Below are 16894 nucleotides of genomic sequence, written 5' to 3'. Positions count from 1 at the left end.
ATTTTTCTTTTTAAGATTTTAATTTATAAAAGTCCTATCTATGGTATAATAAGACTACGCAATACATAAAGGAGGAAGACATGAAGAAAATACTTGGCGCTCTAGTGGCAAATGCCTTGTCATTTTACCTACTAGACCTAATGTTTAACAATGTATATTTTGAAAAAGCAAGTGCCTTTGTGGCAATGGCAATAATTTTTTCACTGGTTAACCTTACAATAAAACCAATCCTAAAGTTTTTGTCCTTCCCAATTACACTTTTAACACTGGGCCTATTCTCACTAGTTGTTAACGCAGTGGTCCTTAACATTGCCTTTAGCTTGGTGTCCACAGCCCACATTGGAAGCTTTGGGACAGCCTTTTGGGCATCAATAGTCCTAAGTTTTATAAACAGTGCCATAAGAGAATTTATAAGCAATAACTTTAATTAAAAAAACAAGCCGTAGGAGAAAAAACCTACGGCTTGATTTTTTTAACGGTATTTAATTACATCAGTTGCAAGCTCAAGCATTTCAATGGCGACATTAAAGTTTTCACCAAAGAGGTCAAAGACTGCATCTTCAGAAAGGACTCCACAGGCAAGGTCTTCTGGTAACTCGCCCTTGTCATACCTTTCTAGGTCATCAAAATATTCTTGAGAGCTGTAATAATTGCTAAGCTTCATATATTCATCTTGGTGGTCAGCAAACTTTTCAATTGCAGCCCTTAGTTCTTCAATCAAAGCATTGTGATCATTTAAAATCTTTTCCATCTCACTAATTCTCTTAACAGGATCCATAACATCCTCCTTTATAAAATAAGAAAAACTCTTTTGCATTTATGATTATAATATAAAACTTTTATTAGGGGTGGGAATTCTATAAATTTAACCTAAACTTAACAAAATTCATAAGTCTACAAATAGAAAAAGATAGACACAAAGCCTATCTTTTTCTTAGTTTTGGTTTTTCTATTGTATTTTACTTATTTGATATAGTGAACGTGATTTATTATGTCCTTGTAGACTTCTTCTTTTCTCTCATTATAGATGACCTTGTTTTGTTCGAATATATTGTTTCCTTCACTGTCTATAGAAACAATTAGGGGACCAAATTCTTCAACATCACATACCCAAAGTGTTTCTGGCATACCAAGTTCCTTCCACTGTGCATCTACAATTTCTTTTACCCTCGTAGCTGCCCACACAGCGTTACCTGCTGGGATAACTAGGTGAAGGGCCTTGTTTTTCTTACAACCACGAGCAGTTCCTTCGCCCATGCCACCCTTTCCAATAATTATTCTCACGCCAGTTTTATCTATAAACTCTTCTTCAAACTTTTCCATTCTCATGGAAGTTGTTGGTCCAACAGAAATCATTTCGTACTTGCCATCTTTTTCAGCAATAATTGGACCTGCGTGTAGGATTGCCTTGTCCTTTACATCAACTGGAAGTTCAAGTCCTTCTTCTATTACCCTTCTGTGAGCAACGTCACGACAAGTTACCATTCTTCCTGTTAAATAAACAATATCTCCAACCTTTAAGTCTTTTATATCTTCAGCTGATATAGGTGTTGTTAAAATTTTTTTACTCATAGTTCTATCCCCTCATGACTTAGTATTTCATAATTCATTTCTTCGTCAAGTACAATTAGACCTCTTCTGTGTGACCAACATCCAACATTAAGTGCAACAGATAGTACACTTGGGTGTCTAGCTGTGTTAACAATGTTAACTCCCATTACAGAGTTTTCTCCTCCAAAACCTTGAGGTCCAATTCCAATTTTATTAATTCCTTCTTCTAATCTTTTCTCTAAGTCTCTAGCTCTTTTGTCTTCGTTTTCTTCTCCAACTTTTTTCATAAGGGCAAGCTTGGAGTTTACTGCTGCAGTTTCAATTGATGTACCAATTCCAACTCCAACTAAAAGTGGTGGGCAAGCATTAAGTCCATAGGAAGTCATCCTATCAAGAATGAATTTTACAACTGCTTCGTAGCCTTCACCTGGCATAAGAGTTACACCTGCACCTGGAAGTGAACAGCCACCTCCTGCCATGTAAGTGTAAATTTTTGCTGATGAACCTGGAACAGTTTTTGTAAATACTGTTGGTGTTCCCTTACCAATGTTTTTGCCTGTGTTGTACTCTTCAAAAGTTTCAACACTGTTGTGTCTTAGTGGAGTTTCCATAGTTGCCTTGTAAGTTGCTTCTCTTAGAAGTTCTTCTAAGTTTCCTCTTAGTGGGAAGTCTTCTCCAACTTCACAGAAGAATTGTAGGACTCCAGTGTCTTGGCAAGAAGGTCTCTTCATTTCCCAAGCAAGTTCTTGGTTCTTTTTCATTGTTTCGTAAATAGTTTTTGCTAGTGGACTAGTTTCCTTCTTTGAAAGCTCTTCAAGTTTGTCTTCAACATCCTTTGGAAGTTTCATACTAACTAATCCAACAAAAGCTGACATTTCGTCTATTAATTTTTTTTCTAAATTTTCTTTGTTCATTTTATACTCCTTTTAATTTGGGAAGAAAGGGAAGAATATTGGTAGTAGGATTAGGGCAAATATTCCACAAACTATAATAAGTGGCAAGCCTGCCTTTACATAATCGTTAAACTTATATCCCCCAATGTTATAAACCATTGTGTTAGCTGGCATTCCTATTGGCGTTGCGTAAGCCATGGATCCACCAATTACTGTTGCCATTAGGACTGCTCTTGGGTCTGCTCCAATTGCCTGTGATATGGAAATGGAAATTGGAACCATAAGGGCAGTAGTCGCTGTGTTTGACATGAAGTTTGTAAGTATTGCGCAGATTATAAAAATTATAATCATAAGTGCTGTTGGAGAAGGATTATCTCCTAACTTTGACACAATTGTGTTGGCAATTAAGTCACCTGTGCCTGTTTCCTTTAAGGCTGATGCAAGTGCAAGTGATCCAACATATAAGAGAATTGTGTTCATGTCAATTGATTTTATAGCATCTGATGATGAAATAACTCTTGTAACTACAAGAACTAGGGCTCCAATCCAAGCTGAAACAAAAAGTTTTATTCCTATTTTCTTTTCAAATACCATGGCAAGTACAGTGAAAATTAAAACTATAAGTGAAACCCATCCCTTCCATTCAGGAATGTCATCGTAGGATTTTTCTTGTGAGTAAATTGAATCTGCATCTTCATTAGCTGCATTGTCAGGAAGAAGTTTAAATCCAATTGTCACGAAAAATATTATTCCAACAATCAAAATAGGTAGTCCAATCTTCGCATACTCAAAAAATCCAAAGGACTCTCCAATAGTTTCAAGTCCTGATTGGGCGATCATGTTACCTGGTGCTCCAATTAAACTCAAATTTCCACCCATAGCTGCTGCAAAAACAAGTGGCAGCAAAATTTTTGATTTTGGGAACTTTGTCGATTGAGAAATCCCAATTAAAACTGGAATTAAAACTGCAGCTGTTCCTGTGTTTGATAAAATCCCCGACATCAAACCAGTTATAATCATAACTGCAGCGATAAGTTGCCTTTCAGTTTTGGCAAACTTTGTAACAAGTCCACCAACTTTTTGTGCCATTCCTGTTTCGAAGAAGGCAGCTCCAATGATAAACATTGCCATAAATAGGAGTACATTTGAGTCAGTGAAACCAGCAAAGGCATCCTTAGCTTCTAGTATATTTGTTAGTGTTAGGCCCACTGCAACGATCATAGCAGTAACCCATAGTGGAATTTTTTCCCATGCAAACATAACTATTGCAAAAAGTAAAAATCCAAGTGTAATTGTTTGCGTATTCATAATAGCCTCCTTAAACTTTGTTGATTCCATTATATGGAAGGCATTCTAGCTAATCTATCCCTATCTTAAGTAAAAATTTTGTCATGAAAACAAAAATTTTTAAATTTTTAAAAATTTTTAAGAAAAGCTTTTCCATTTAATCTTAAGATTTTACATCTTTAGTCCTATTTTATCCCATAAATTGCCCCTTCTTTATATTTTTAATAAAAAAACCTATCTTAAATTTTTGATAGGTAAAATTTTAAGATTTGAAAATTTATATTTTTTAATTTCAAATAAAAAACTTCGGCATAACCGAAGCTTCTAATTTTATAAATTTTTCATTTCCTCTTCTAAGTTTTTAATTATTCTCTCGTAAACTTCTCTCTCAATGTCTTGAGTCCTTAACTTTATCTTATCCTCTTCCTTATTTTCTCTTGGCATGGACCAGTCTCTTTTTGCCCTCAACCAATGTGGATTGTCTTCGCTTAAGAAGACTTTTTTAAACTGGGCATCTATCTCAAGAGTTTCCTTGTCCAAACTTTCCCTGTATTCAGAGGGTGACCTGCCAAAGCTTTCTCTAAAGGCATTGTTAAAGCTCCTAACATTAGAAAAGCCATGATCAAAGGCTATATCAGAAATTTTTTTCTCACTTTGCTTGAGGTCCTTTGTTGCATTTGAAAGTCTCTTCCTCTGCAAGTATTCTGTAAAAGAAATCCCAAGATTCTTTGAAACAATTTCAGAAGTGTAGTTTGGATGGTAGCCAACAAGGTCAGCCAAGTCCTGAAGACTAATTTTCTCCCTGTAATTCTCGTCTAGGTACTTTATTATCTTCCTCATAGCTTCATCGCTGTCTGCCCCAAACTTTTCACTCTTGCTTCTTACTTCTTTCTCTGCAAAGTACAACAAGGAATTTAACACAACTTCATCACTTGCAAGAGACCTCATCATGATTTTTTCCAGAGAATCATCTTCAAAAGAAGTAATGATGTTGACAATAGATTTTCTAATTTCCCTTGCATAGTCACTGTTTCTTGTCAAGTCATCTGTTGCTCCCTGCCAAAAATACCTATCTCTATTTTTCCCGAAGGCATTTAAGATTTTGGGACTAAAGTGAAAGACAAGGGCAATAGTTTCTCTCTCCTTAGCAAGAGTTGCGTGGCCCTCATTGCTATTAAAGAAAATTATGTCATCTTTTGAGAGTTTATAAATTTTTCCATTGACGCAGGCCTCAAGGCTCCCATTTATTACCACCAAGCACTCAACGTCTTCGTGCCAATTATAATTAAAGGCACCTACATAGTAGGCGTAGCATTTTATATTTATTTTTTCATTTTCAATCTTCCTGTCATAGGAAAAATTAAGCTCTTTCATAATATCAACCTCAAGACAATTTTATCATATACCTTGAGTTTTTGCCTCTTTAGAAAATATTATTACAAAAAAAGATAGACCTATGGCCTATCTCTTTATTAGTCTTCCATTAAATACTTCACTGTTACTGCTGCCATGGTCTTTGCACAAATAACCATTGCATCTTCTCTGATGTCAAATTTTGGATTGTGGTTTGCATAGGGTGCGTCTTCTTTTTTTGCTCCAACGAAATAAAAACAAGATGGTCTTTCCTTTGCGTAGTAGGCAAAATCTTCTGATGCTGTTTGAGGTCCACCATCATAAATTTTTTTGACTTCTTTTATATCTGCTTCTTTAATTGCATCTACTACTAGGTCTGTCATGGCTGGGTCGTTGTAGAGGACTGGGTAGTCGTTTTTGCATTCTACTTGGACTTCCATGCCAAAAGTTTCGCCAATTCCCTTGGCAATTCTTTCTATTTCTTTTTCAATTTTTTCTCTTGTTTCATCTGACATGGACCTTATGTCTCCTACTAGTCTCACAGAGTCCTTTATTATATTAAAACTTCCTTCACCTTCAAAGGATCCAATTGTAACAACTCCGTTTTCAAAGGGAGACAGCCTTCTTGATACAATAGTTTGAACTGCTGTTACGAAGTGTGAAGCTGCAACTATAGAATCATTTGCTAGGTGGGGCATAGATCCATGACCGCCTACACCTTGGAACTTAATAGAAAACTTTGACCTACTAGTTTGGGTGTTGCCCTTGTGGTATTGAACATCTCCATAGTCCACGGCTGACATTACGTGAATACCAATGACATTGTCCACTCCATCAAGAACTCCAGCTTCAATCATTTGCTTTGCTCCCCCTGGTGGTGTCTCTTCTGCGTGTTGGTGGATAATTACAATCTTGCCCCTTAGTTGGTCTTTCTTTTCTCGCAAGATGTCTGCCAAAACCATGAGGTAGCCTGTATGAGCATCATGACCACAAGCGTGCATTACGCCAGGATTTTTTGATGCAAAGGGAAGCCCTGTCTCTTCCTGAATTGGCAAAGCGTCAAAGTCTGCCCTAAGGGCAATAGTCTTGCCAGGCTTACCTGTGTCAATGACAACTCTAAGTCCATTGCCTCCCATATTTTTTGTGACCTCTACGTCCTTGCTCTTGTAGTAGTCGGCAAGGTACTTCGCAGTCTCAACCTCTTCAAAGGAAAGCTCTGGGTTCTCGTGAATGTGGCGACGGTGTTTTACCATCTCATCTTGTCTCTTATCTATCTCGTCAAAAATCTCTTTAAGTAACATATTCTCCCCCTCTTTAATTTTTATTTTACTAAATTATACTCCTAAAAATTTGTATTTTAAAGGGACTAGAAAACTAGCCCCTAGATATTTATATATTTATTTTTAATTAGTCTGCCTTAAAGAATTCTACTCCTGCTGTGAAGATGTCTTCAAGTTCCATGTCTCTGATGTTCTTGAATGTATTTTCTACAAATCTTTCGCTGTGGCCCATCTTGCCAAGGATTTTTCCGTCTTCTGACATAAGTGCTTCAACATTTAATGCTGAGCCGTTTGGTGCATCTGCGTAGCAAAGTGCAACTTGTTCGTTTCCAAAAATTTCCTTTATTTTACTAATATTATTTGCAAAAAGTATATATTTTACACTATTAACTACGAAACACAATTTACTAATAATTTATATCCATATTATTCTAATACTAATTCAAATCTATAGACTTGTTTGGCTTCAGGATATTTAACTTTGTCCACTTTAGATATAAACATATCGAATGGTCTAACATAAATTTTAAAGTCTCCATACAACGCTTTATATACTACAAATAACTCTCCTGTTTCGCTATGTGTTGCAATATTAAGAACCTCATAGTAATTACCTTTAAAATGTCTATAAGTCCTATTTATAAAAATTTGCCTATTCATAACTACACCTTTTTATTTTTTGATAGATTATTAATTTCTTTAAAGATTCCAAAATTAATAATACCTATGCAAATACCAATTATTATTAGAGCAAAGGTTACACTAACCCAAGGTTCTTTATCAATTAATTTGCCTATATTTTTTATATACCCTATAAAATCACTAACTTGATTTACAGAAAGACCTATAAGAAAAGCTAAAACAATACCTATAACAGTGAGTTCTTTATAATCTCTTAATTTATTCATAGCTCTTTCTTCATCTAATCTACTCTTAGCATCCTTAATTGCCTTACTAGAAACTTCTTGTTTAATTTCTGCTAAAATTTCAGATTTCAATTTTTCCTCGACTAAATCTTTGGTCTTAGCATCTAGCTTGCTATATTCTTGGCTGTTAGATATAGCTAAATCAATAAGTTTGTCCAATTCTTTTCCCATTATTAATTACCATCTTTTATTTTTTCAACAATTTTATCTATTTTATCATCTTCTTCATCAGAAAAAGGACCAATAAATTTAATATCTTCATTATGATAAATTGCATCAATTTTATTTTTATATAATTTATTATCAGATGGTAATTCATTAAGTTTTTCAAAAACAATTTGACAAATTCCTAAGTCTGGATATATTCTTAATGGTCTATTTTGCAAGTTATAAATACCTATTCTCAATCTACCTGAGTAAGTTGAATTGATATGTTGAGCAGATACATATACCCCAGCTCTAATATATCTTGTTCGAGGCATTATATGTGCACTTACACCATTCGGAATATCCACCTTTTCTTTTAAAGATGCAAGAATAAACTCGTTTGGTCCTATACTATATCCAAAATCACTTAGTTCTTTTTCTTCATACAAGTTTTTTAAAATATCATTATCTCTTAAATCAATAGTTTGAACATCATTTTTTAATACATAAATTTTTTCACCTATGTGTAAATCATAAGATTCACTTTGCAAACTTTCTTCGTCAAAAGGAACAATAATATTTTTATATTTTCGTATATCGTTATCTACTAAAATCATTTTCACCATCCCTATTTTGTTTTAGTATACAACTTAGACATATAAATTACAATTAAATTAAGCTAAAACAGAAATATTAATAAAATCTCATAAACTTACACAAATTTTTAGTAAATATAAATTATTTGTGGACTACAAATGTAGCCCAAAATTTTTTTATATTTTTACTAACTTAGTCTGCCTTAAAGAATTCTACTCCTGCTGTGAAGATGTCTTCAAGTTCCATGTCTCTGATGTTCTTGAAAGTATTTTCTATAAATCTTTCGCTGTGGCCCATCTTGCCAAGGATTTTTCCGTCTTCTGACATAAGTGCTTCAACATTTAATGCTGAGCCATTTGGTGCATCTGCGTAGCAAAGCGCAACTTGTTCCTTGTCTAAGATTTCCTTGATAGCTTCTTCACTTGCAATGAATCTTCCTTCTCCGTGAGAAATTGGAACCTTGTAAGTTTTGCCTTCGTCAAGTTTAGCAAGCCATGGTGAATTGTTTGACATTACTACTGTGTCTACAACTCTTGCAATGTGTCTTGAGCAAGTGTTGTATGTTAGAGTTGAATCATCTTCTTCAAGGTCTTTGATCTTGCCATAAGGAAGAAGTCCTGTCTTAACTAGAGCTTGGAAGCCGTTACAAATTCCAAGGATCAGTCCGTCGTTGTCATCTAATAGTGTTTCGATTGCCTTCTTAACTTTTTCAGACCTAATTACATTGGCAATAAATTTACCAGATCCACCTGGTTCATCTCCTAGTGAGAAGCCTCCAGGTATTGCAAGAATTTGTGCCTTGGAAATTTTTTCTGCCAATTCCTCTATAGATTCTTGAAGAGCCTTGTCGTCCTTGTTCCTAAAGATTACAACTTCTGGTTTTGCCCCAGCTCTTTCAAAGGCTCTTGCTGTGTCGTATTCTGAGTTTGTGCCAGGGAAGGCTGGGATAACAACCTTAACTTCATCAACTGGCTTCTTAGACTTCATCCTTCTCTTTGGAGCCTTAGCTTGGTCAATCTTTTCAAGTTTATGTGAGTCAAGTGGCTTGAAGATTTTATCCATTGTAGTTAGATATGCCTTAGATAGTTTTTCTATATCTAATTTTTCTCCATTGACAATCATTTCATCTTCTGTGAATTCACCAAGTTTTTCTATGAAGTCCCTATCTTCTAGGTACTCAACTATAAAGGATCCATAAAGTGGTGAGTATAGGTCATCTAATTTTATATCAAAGCCCACATTGTCTATTGCCATTTCAAAAATTTGTGGAAGGCTACCCTTATGAGTTATAGCTGCAGCAGAAATTACATTTCCTGCCTCAATTTCTTTTTGTAGGCTTAGGAAGTTTTCTTTTGCCATGTCTAGGTCAAGGGCTCCAATGTCATCTCTCTTTGTTCTTATAAGTCCAAGTTTACCCTTGCCCTTAAATTCTGGGCTGATGATGTTTTTCGCATCAACAATATTTACTGCAAAGGAAATTAATGTTGGTGGAACATTTATGTCCTCGAAGCTTCCACTCATGGAGTCCTTGCCCCCAATTGGTGGTGCGTCAAAGAATCTTGATGCCTTTAGGGCTCCAAGAAGTGACTTAAGTGGCTTTGACCATGACTTCTTGTTGTCCATCTTTTCATAAAATTCTTGGAAGGAAAGTCTAATGCCTTCAAGTGGTGCACCTGCTGCCACAAGTTTTGCAATAGATTCAACTACTGCATAGTAGCCGCCAAGAAATTGTGATTCTTCAGATAATTTTGGATTAAAGCCGTAAGACATGACTGAAGCTGTTCTCGATTCGCCATCATCTGTTGGGATAAGGGCTGCCATAACTTGGGCTGGTGTATTTTGTTTTTTACCTCCAAGAGGTTGCAAAACTGTTGATGCTCCTACTGATGAGTCAAAGAGCTCAATCATATTCTTCTTAGAAGTTATGTTTAAGTCTTGTAAATATTTTTCAAGATCTTCTAGTCCATCCTTCTTATTTAAGAATTTTGGAAGATCTTCGCTTACAACTTCAACTTCTTCAAATCTCTTGGCACCAGTTTGGTTTACAAAGTCGTAACTCATGTCGCAGATAAGTTCGTCCTTGTAGTACATCTTTAATCTATTGTCACCAGTTACCCTAGCAACTAAGGTAGCTTCAAGATTTTCCTTGTCAGCAAGTTCCATAAATTTGTCTACGTCGTCTTTGTCTATAACAACTGCCATTCTCTCTTGAGATTCTGAAATTGCAATTTCTCTTGGCTTTAGTCCCATGTACTTTAGTGGAACCTTGTCAAGTTTTACTTCGATGGAGTCTGCAAGCTCGCCAATGGCAACGGAAACTCCACCTGCACCAAAGTCGTTACACTTTTTGATTAACTTTGCTGCTTTTGGATTTCTAAATAGTCTTTGAATCTTTCTTTCTTCTGGAGCGTTACCCTTTTGCACTTGGGCAGATTCTGTTTCAATAGAAGAAACATTGTGAGACTTTGATGAGCCAGTTGCTCCACCAATTCCATCTCTACCAGTTCTTCCACCAAGAAGAATAACTACATCTCCTTCAGTAGGTTCTATTCTCTTTACATTTTCAAGAGGACAAGCTGCTATAACTGCACCAGTTTCCATCCTCTTTGCCACATAGCCTGGGTGGTATAATTCGTCAACAAGTCCAGTTGCAACTCCAACTTGGTTACCATAAGAAGAGTAGCCAAGTGCTGCTTCTGTGACAATTTTCTTTTGTGGTAATTTTCCTTCAAGAGTTTTTTCAATTGGAGTGAAAGGATCTCCTGCTCCAGTTACCCTCATAGCTTGGTAAACATAGGACCTACCAGAAAGTGGATCTCTTATGGCACCACCAAGACAAGTTGAGGCACCGCCAACAGGTTCAATTTCTGTTGGGTGGTTGTGGGTTTCGTTCTTAAACATAAGTAGATAGTCGCGGTCTTCTATCTTGCCATCAACTTCTACCTTTACCTTAATCTTTACAGAGCAGGCATTTATTTCAGATGAAACTTCTAGGTCATCTAGTTTTCCATTTTTTCTAAGTTCCTTGGATAAAATTGTGCCAAGTCCCATTAGGGTAACTGGCTTTTTAACTCCAAGCTCTTCTCTCATCTTTAGGTAGTCGTAAAAAACTCTCTTGATTTCCTTGTCAAGTTCAGTCACTACGTTAAAGTCAACGTCAAGTTCTGTGTTAAAAGTTGTGTGCCTACAGTGGTCAGACCAATAAGTATCAATTATTGCCACTTCAGTTTCATTGGGGTCCCTGTTTTCTGACTTGAAGTAGTCTTGCAATACCTCTAAGTCTTCTGGACTCATGGCAAGAGACTTTTCTTCAACAAATTTAATAAGTCCATCCTTGTCAAGTTTATTGAAGCCATCATAAACTAGATTTTCGTGATTTTCCTTTGCATCTTCCCTAAGTTCAGTTTCCTTATATACATCAACTTCTTGAGAGTCAACTGGGTTAATCAAGAAGGCCTTAATCTTTTCAAGGTCAGCTTGGCTTACTCCTCCAATGTCATAAACTTCTGTGACCTTGGCTCTTAGCTTTTCATCAGTGAAAAGGGCAAGAGTTTGGATAAGTCCCTCTTCCCTGTTGTCAAATTGTCCTGCTTGGTATTGGATTCCAATAGGATTTTCAAAGGACTCTTCTAATTTTTTGTAGTCTTCATAATAAACTTCTTCTACTGGAGCTTCATAAAAAACGCTGGCCAAAGTTTTTTCTAAGCTTTCATCTTTTATGTCTACGTCGTATCTCCTGTAGGTCTTTATATAAGTAGTTTCGATTCCAAGAGAGTTTTTAATTTCTTCTCTTAGGGCCTTTGATTGGTGGTCAAATTCATTTTTCTTGCAGATATAAATTCTCTTAACATTATTTTTCATCTTGAACTAACTCCTTTGGCTCCACTGCGTAAGTTCCATTAAAGCAAGCTTCGCAGAATTTATTTTCTTTCATCAAAGTAGCATTTAACATTCCCTCCATGGATATAAAGGCAAGGGAATCTGCTCCAATCTTCTTTCGCATTTCTTCTACAGAATAGTTTGCAGCAATAAGTTTTTGTCTGGAAGGTGTGTTAATTCCATAATAACAAGGGAATTTTACTGGAGGAGAAACTATCCTCATGTGGACTTCCTTGGCTCCAGCCTTCTTCATCCTCTTGATGAGATTTTTGGAAGTTGTTCCTCTTACAATGGAGTCATCAACTAGGATAATTCTCTTTCCCTTTAAAACAGTTTCAAGAGGGTTAAGTTTTAATTTTACAGAAAGTTCTCTTTCTTCAGCAGTTGGTTTGATAAAGGTCCTTCCCATGTACCTGTTTTTAACAAGACCTTCTGCAAAAGGAATACCAGATTCTTGTGCATAACCCATGGCAGCTGGGGTACCAGAGTCTGGAACTGCAATTACAAGGTCTGCCTCAACAGGAGCTTCTCTCGATAAGATTTCTCCACACCTTCTCCTAAAGTTGTAGGAGTTAACTCCGTCTAAAGTGGCATCAGTTCTTGCAAAGTAAACATACTCAAAGATGCAGTGTTTCTTTTCAGCTTTTTCAAAAAAGTCTGAGTGGATTCCCTTCTTATCTACAACAATAATTTCTGAAGGTTCAACATTTCTTATGGCATCAGTTCCAATTATTTCAAGAGGAGCATTTTCAGAAGCAATTATTACTTCTCCATTTTTTGCCCTGCCAATAAGAAGTGGTCTAAAACCATTTGGGTCCCTAAAGGCAATTAGCTTGTCCTCAAAAAGCATTACAACGCTGTAGGCTCCCTTGATTCTTGCCATGGTCTTCTTAACTGCTTCTACAATGTCGCCCTTGTAATATTTAGCAACTAGTGAAAGGATAACTTCTGTGTCGATTGCAGTTTGAAAAAGCATGCCTTCTTCTTCAAGCTCATCCCTAATTGATTGATGGTTCACAAGGTTTCCATTGTGAGCAAGAGCAAACTCTCTGTTCTTTGAAAAGGCAAGTAGGGGTTGTGAGTTGTACCTATAGGATCCGCCTGCTGTTGCATAACGAACGTGACCAATCCCAACATTTCCCTTTAGCTTCAAGAAGCTTTCATCATCAAAGTTGTCATAGACAAGTCCCATACCCTTGTCTAATATCATGTCCTCTCCATTAAATACACAAATACCTGATGCTTCTTGTCCCCTATGTTGAAGGGAATTGAGTCCGTAAAATAATTTTTTACTCACATCATTTTGTGAGTAGATTCCTATAACGCCACACATTATTCTGCCACCTCGTTCTTCCTAAAATAAAAATCTTCCATTCTTCCTCCAATTAAAAAAGCTCATCAAAAAGATGAGCCAAAAATACCTATTAAAAAATTAGTCGCAAATATAGAGTCTATACGGCCGTGAGCTTTATCCATAAAAAATTTTGAATTCATAGGACATGATAACATGGCTAATAACCTCCATAATGTAATGAATTAATTATATCATAAAATTTTTATAATGTGGAAATAGCTTTTAAATTTTAAATTTTTATCAATTAAATGTTTTTTATGTCTTAACAAATTTTCTCTTATGAGTTTCAACAGAGAACTTTATTCATCCTTCTTCTTTGCTGCCAAGCTATCTACCATGAAGATGGCAATCATTGTGTAAAGAAGCCAAGACTTCTTTGGGTAGGAAAGATAAATTGGCTGCCAGATTGGCTTGAACTTTTCCTTGTAGGCCCTAAGACCTTCAAAGGAGTAAAACTTGTAGCCAAACTTATAAACCAAGTAAGCAATCTTTTCTTCCACAAAACTGTTGCTATTGATGCCGACATTGGAGAGTGGCGCCATGCCCATTGCAAAATATTTTTTTCCCTTGTCCTTAAAGTATAGGAAGAGATTTAAAAATAAATATTCCATAATGCTGTTGGGAGTTCCCTCTCTGTAATACCTCATGAGGTCAATGGTTGCCCAAGTATCTCCAGGGTTGGGCATAATATTTGCAAAGGCAAGGATCTTTCCATCTTCATCTTTTACTATTGCCATGTCACAAAGTCCCAGGTAATCCCTGTCGAAATAGCCAAGAGAAAATCCCTTTTCCCTTCTTCCTCCAAGCCAGTCATTGGAAATTTCTTCGAGAGTATCTAAGAAGTCCTTGTCAAAGGGACCACTTACAACTTCAAAGCTATAAGAGTTCTTTTCAAATTTTGACATTACATTTCTTTGTGACTTGTGGTCACGACCCTCTAGGCTAAATTCTTCTAGGTCAATGGATGCAGTTTCTCCAAACTTTATAAAGGAGAAGCCAAAGTCATGGAGCTTAATAGTTTCTTCTTCGCCAACTTCATAAAAAATTGCCTTGTAACCATAGAGGTCTGCTTCCTTTACAAATTTTTCAAGGAGCTTCTTGTAGTCCTCTTCCTTACCAAAGGGTGACCCCATGACAATGATCCTGTCCCAGTAGGTGTAAATGGACATGCCACAAGTTGCCTGACCTTCCTCTTCATAATAATAAATTTCCTTGTCACCGACTAGGGCAAGGGGAGCTTCTGGTCCAGACTGGTAGTCTGATAATATCTTCATGACCTTGTCCCTATCTAGCTCTTCGCCTAACTTAATTTTTTCTCCCTTTAAATATCCTATCAAGACCTTCATTATACAAATCAAAATCAAGAAGAAGAAGAAAAAGTTGAGGAAGGACCTTTCAAAGGGAATCAATAGAAAGTCCTTGTAGTTAAGAGGAGTGAGCCTGTAGTTTAAAGCCATAAAATAAATTGTCACAAGAGAGATGAAGGCAAGGACAAGAAGGTCCAAGGTTAGGGCCTCTGGCGAGTAAACAAATTGCTCTCTTGTTGCCACGTCTTTAGTTTTCACTCCTAGGTAAATTAATATTAAGATGTAGAAAATTTCAATTAAGCCAAAGCCTGAAAAGATTGAATAAACTAGGGCTAGACTTAAAATGATTAAGCTTAAGCTTCCTGCCCTCTTCACTCTTTCCCTCTTGGCTCGTCCCAAAATAATAAAGGCAAGTCCAAAGATTATGCTTGGAAATTGGTATAGCAAGTTGGCATTTATTGGAGAAAAATTCTTGAGCCAATGAAACTTTGACAACTCGTCGGGAATTGTAGATGAAAAAATCATAAAGGACCCGCCAAGATAGAGCATAAGGGAAAAGATATCAAGACCCAGAGATTTTATAATTCTCGAGGGAATCTTGTCATTCTTCTCATCAAAGATAGATCCCAAGTCATGAACAAAAAATACTGCCCCAAGCATAAAGGGAAGGATGTAGTAAAAAAGTCTATACAAGAGTAGCCAAGATAGAATCAAGTCTGTCTCAATCCCAAAGGACTTCATGGCTCCCAAGACAACAAGTTCAAAGGATCCAAGTCCACCTGGTATAAAGGAAGCAAGTCCAAGAATACATCCAATCGCAAAAATTCCTATTACCTTAAATAGGCTTAGTCTTACCCCAAGAAAAGTTCCAATAATATAGAAGAAAAGACTTGCACAGGACCATTCCATAAGGGAAACCAAGGACACATCTCTTGCGTATTTTTTTGAAATGGAAAAATCTCCATCATTTTTAAATTTTGAAACATAAAATAAAACTGGATAGTAGAGGATTGCTCCAAAAAGCCAAGGGCTGTAGTGGAGGAGGACTTCCTCTCCTGATACAAGGGTATAAACAAGGGACAAGAGTGCCAAGCTTGATAGTCCTACTATGTCAAAAAGAAGAGATTTAACTAAAAACTTTAAAAGGTTTTTGTCCTCCTTGCCTTGTCCGTAGTACCTTATCCTTAAGCCAAGATTTATAACTCCTCCAAAGCCTATTAGGTTGTTAAAGGAGTTAACTGTAATGGACCTCTTGATTATGTAGGATTTTTTTCTGTCAAGATTCAAGAAGTCACTTAACAAGATGTCGTAAAATATCATGGGAGAGAAGGCAAGAAAACCCAAGACACCCATGGCAAAAACTTTTACCAAAGAAAGTTGATGAAAGATTGCTGAAATTTCTTGGAGAGAAATCTCCTTCCTTAGTTTTGTAAATTCAAGGACAACAAGTAAGATGACACCACCTAGGAAGATAGGCCTTATCCAAGACAATATTTTTTTTAAATTTTTCATTTCTTAACCTCTTTTTTTAGAAAATCAAGGACCACCCTGTTGTATTCCTTGGGGTTTGACCTGGCAACCTTGTGGCCGTGATTTTTTATAATGTATAACTTAGATTTTTTTATCTTTTTAGCAATTTTATAAAAATTTTCAAGATAAATTAGGTCCCTTTCTCCAGCCAAAATTAAAACTGGGAAGTCAAACTTCTCGTAGTCCGAGTCCTTTATCTTTAACTTATTAAAATTTAATGAATAGACAGAGGAATAATATTCAAGACTTGTAAAGATCTTGGATAAAAATAATAGGTTGTAGTAAAAAATATAGGATAAAAGCCTTGGAATTAATTTTACTTGAGAAAATTCTTTGTTGGGAGAATTTAAAATAAGTCTTTTCACCCTATTTGGAAAATTCTTGGCAAAGGTTAGGGCAAGATTTGCTCCATCAGAAAAGCCAAGCAGGTTTATCTTATCTATTTTTAAAAAGTCCAAGACATCTAGGACGTCAAGAGATAGGTCCTCCATGTTTAAGTCCTTAGACCTGTCGCTCTTTCCATGACCCCTGGTATCCATGGCTATGACCCTGTAAAATTTTTTAAATTCCTTTATTTGCTTTTCAAAAAAATTGGAATCGTCGCCGTTGCCGTGAAGGAGAAGAAGGTCCTCGCCCTCTCCAAGAATTTTTACATAAATCCTCGCGCCGTCGCGAACTCTAATAAATTTTTCCATACCATCACCTGAGTATCCCTCTCTACTTGACCTATTGTACCACTATTTTCTTATTTTTTCTTAAAAGAAGCATATATTCTATTAGTCATAAGGAA

The 16894-nt window shown here is 36.2% G+C and carries 15 protein-coding genes; 1 reads left to right on the top strand and 14 read right to left on the bottom strand.

Going from position 1 to position 16894, the window contains the following annotated elements; translation table 11 throughout:
* Positions 1 to 80: 80 nt before the first annotated feature.
* Positions 81 to 431 (top strand): phage holin family protein, encoded by a 351-nt coding sequence (locus M9426_RS04985; protein ID WP_005955198.1) that lies wholly within the window; start codon positions 81 to 83, stop codon positions 429 to 431.
* A 41-nt stretch (positions 432 to 472) separates the two neighbouring features.
* Here the strand turns inward: M9426_RS04985 and M9426_RS04980 are convergent, their stop codons facing one another.
* From M9426_RS04980 to M9426_RS04915, 14 genes are all read right to left on the bottom strand, one after another.
* Complete coding sequence (locus tag M9426_RS04980; protein ID WP_005955375.1) at positions 473 to 778, bottom strand: DUF4298 domain-containing protein; 306 nt, start codon at positions 776 to 778, stop codon at positions 473 to 475.
* Positions 779 to 963: 185 nt separating this feature from the next.
* On the bottom strand, positions 964 to 1572 hold the full coding sequence (gene ttdB / locus M9426_RS04975; protein WP_005955236.1) for a L(+)-tartrate dehydratase subunit beta: 609 nt from the start codon (positions 1570 to 1572) through the stop codon (positions 964 to 966).
* The gene (ttdA, locus tag M9426_RS04970) at positions 1569 to 2465 is read right to left on the bottom strand and encodes a L(+)-tartrate dehydratase subunit alpha (RefSeq protein WP_250341507.1); all 897 of its coding nucleotides are present in this window, start codon (positions 2463 to 2465) and stop codon (positions 1569 to 1571) included. The genes ttdB and ttdA overlap by 4 nt, the downstream gene beginning before the upstream one ends.
* A 12-nt stretch (positions 2466 to 2477) precedes the next feature.
* Positions 2478 to 3752, bottom strand: coding sequence for an SLC13 family permease (locus M9426_RS04965; protein WP_250341506.1), 1275 nt, complete (start codon positions 3750 to 3752; stop codon positions 2478 to 2480).
* Between the two features lie 309 nt (positions 3753 to 4061).
* Complete coding sequence (locus tag M9426_RS04960; protein ID WP_148464992.1) at positions 4062 to 5105, bottom strand: AraC family transcriptional regulator; 1044 nt, start codon at positions 5103 to 5105, stop codon at positions 4062 to 4064.
* A 98-nt stretch (positions 5106 to 5203) separates the two neighbouring features.
* Entirely contained in the window at positions 5204 to 6385 is a 1182-nt protein-coding gene (locus M9426_RS04955) for an amidohydrolase (protein WP_250341505.1), read from the bottom strand.
* A gap of 106 nt (positions 6386 to 6491) precedes the next feature.
* Entirely contained in the window at positions 6492 to 6767 is a 276-nt protein-coding gene (locus M9426_RS04950) for a phosphoribosylformylglycinamidine synthase subunit PurQ (RefSeq protein WP_250341504.1), read from the bottom strand.
* Between the two features lie 23 nt (positions 6768 to 6790).
* The gene (locus M9426_RS04945) at positions 6791 to 7024 is read right to left on the bottom strand and encodes a DUF1653 domain-containing protein (protein WP_195445136.1); all 234 of its coding nucleotides are present in this window, start codon (positions 7022 to 7024) and stop codon (positions 6791 to 6793) included.
* A gap of 2 nt (positions 7025 to 7026) precedes the next feature.
* A complete protein-coding gene (locus tag M9426_RS04940) occupies positions 7027 to 7461 on the bottom strand; it encodes a hypothetical protein (protein ID WP_195445138.1) in 435 nt (144 codons plus the stop codon).
* Positions 7462 to 7463: 2 nt separating this feature from the next.
* Positions 7464 to 8054 (bottom strand): dCTP deaminase, encoded by a 591-nt coding sequence (locus M9426_RS04935; protein WP_195445140.1) that lies wholly within the window; start codon positions 8052 to 8054, stop codon positions 7464 to 7466.
* A gap of 172 nt (positions 8055 to 8226) precedes the next feature.
* Entirely contained in the window at positions 8227 to 11895 is a 3669-nt protein-coding gene (locus M9426_RS04930; RefSeq protein ID WP_250341503.1) for a phosphoribosylformylglycinamidine synthase, read from the bottom strand.
* On the bottom strand, positions 11885 to 13246 hold the full coding sequence (gene purF, locus M9426_RS04925) for an amidophosphoribosyltransferase (RefSeq protein ID WP_005955159.1): 1362 nt from the start codon (positions 13244 to 13246) through the stop codon (positions 11885 to 11887). Before purF ends, M9426_RS04930 begins: the two co-directional genes overlap by 11 nt.
* Positions 13247 to 13566: 320 nt before the next feature.
* Positions 13567 to 16086: a bifunctional lysylphosphatidylglycerol flippase/synthetase MprF gene (gene mprF / locus M9426_RS04920; RefSeq protein ID WP_250341502.1), complete on the bottom strand. Its 2520-nt coding sequence runs from the start codon at positions 16084 to 16086 to the stop codon at positions 13567 to 13569.
* Positions 16083 to 16799 carry an alpha/beta fold hydrolase gene (locus M9426_RS04915; RefSeq protein WP_250341501.1) on the bottom strand — a complete coding sequence of 239 codons (717 nt, stop codon included), beginning with the start codon at positions 16797 to 16799 and terminating at the stop codon, positions 16083 to 16085. The genes mprF and M9426_RS04915 overlap by 4 nt, the downstream gene beginning before the upstream one ends.
* Positions 16800 to 16894 lie beyond the last annotated feature (95 nt).

Origin of the sequence: Peptoniphilus genitalis, from assembly GCF_023614525.1 — a bacterium.
GTDB lineage: Bacteria > Bacillota > Clostridia > Tissierellales > Peptoniphilaceae > Peptoniphilus_A > Peptoniphilus_A genitalis.
Note: the sequence above shows the minus strand (reverse complement) of the source record. Positions and strands in the feature narration are given on the sequence as shown.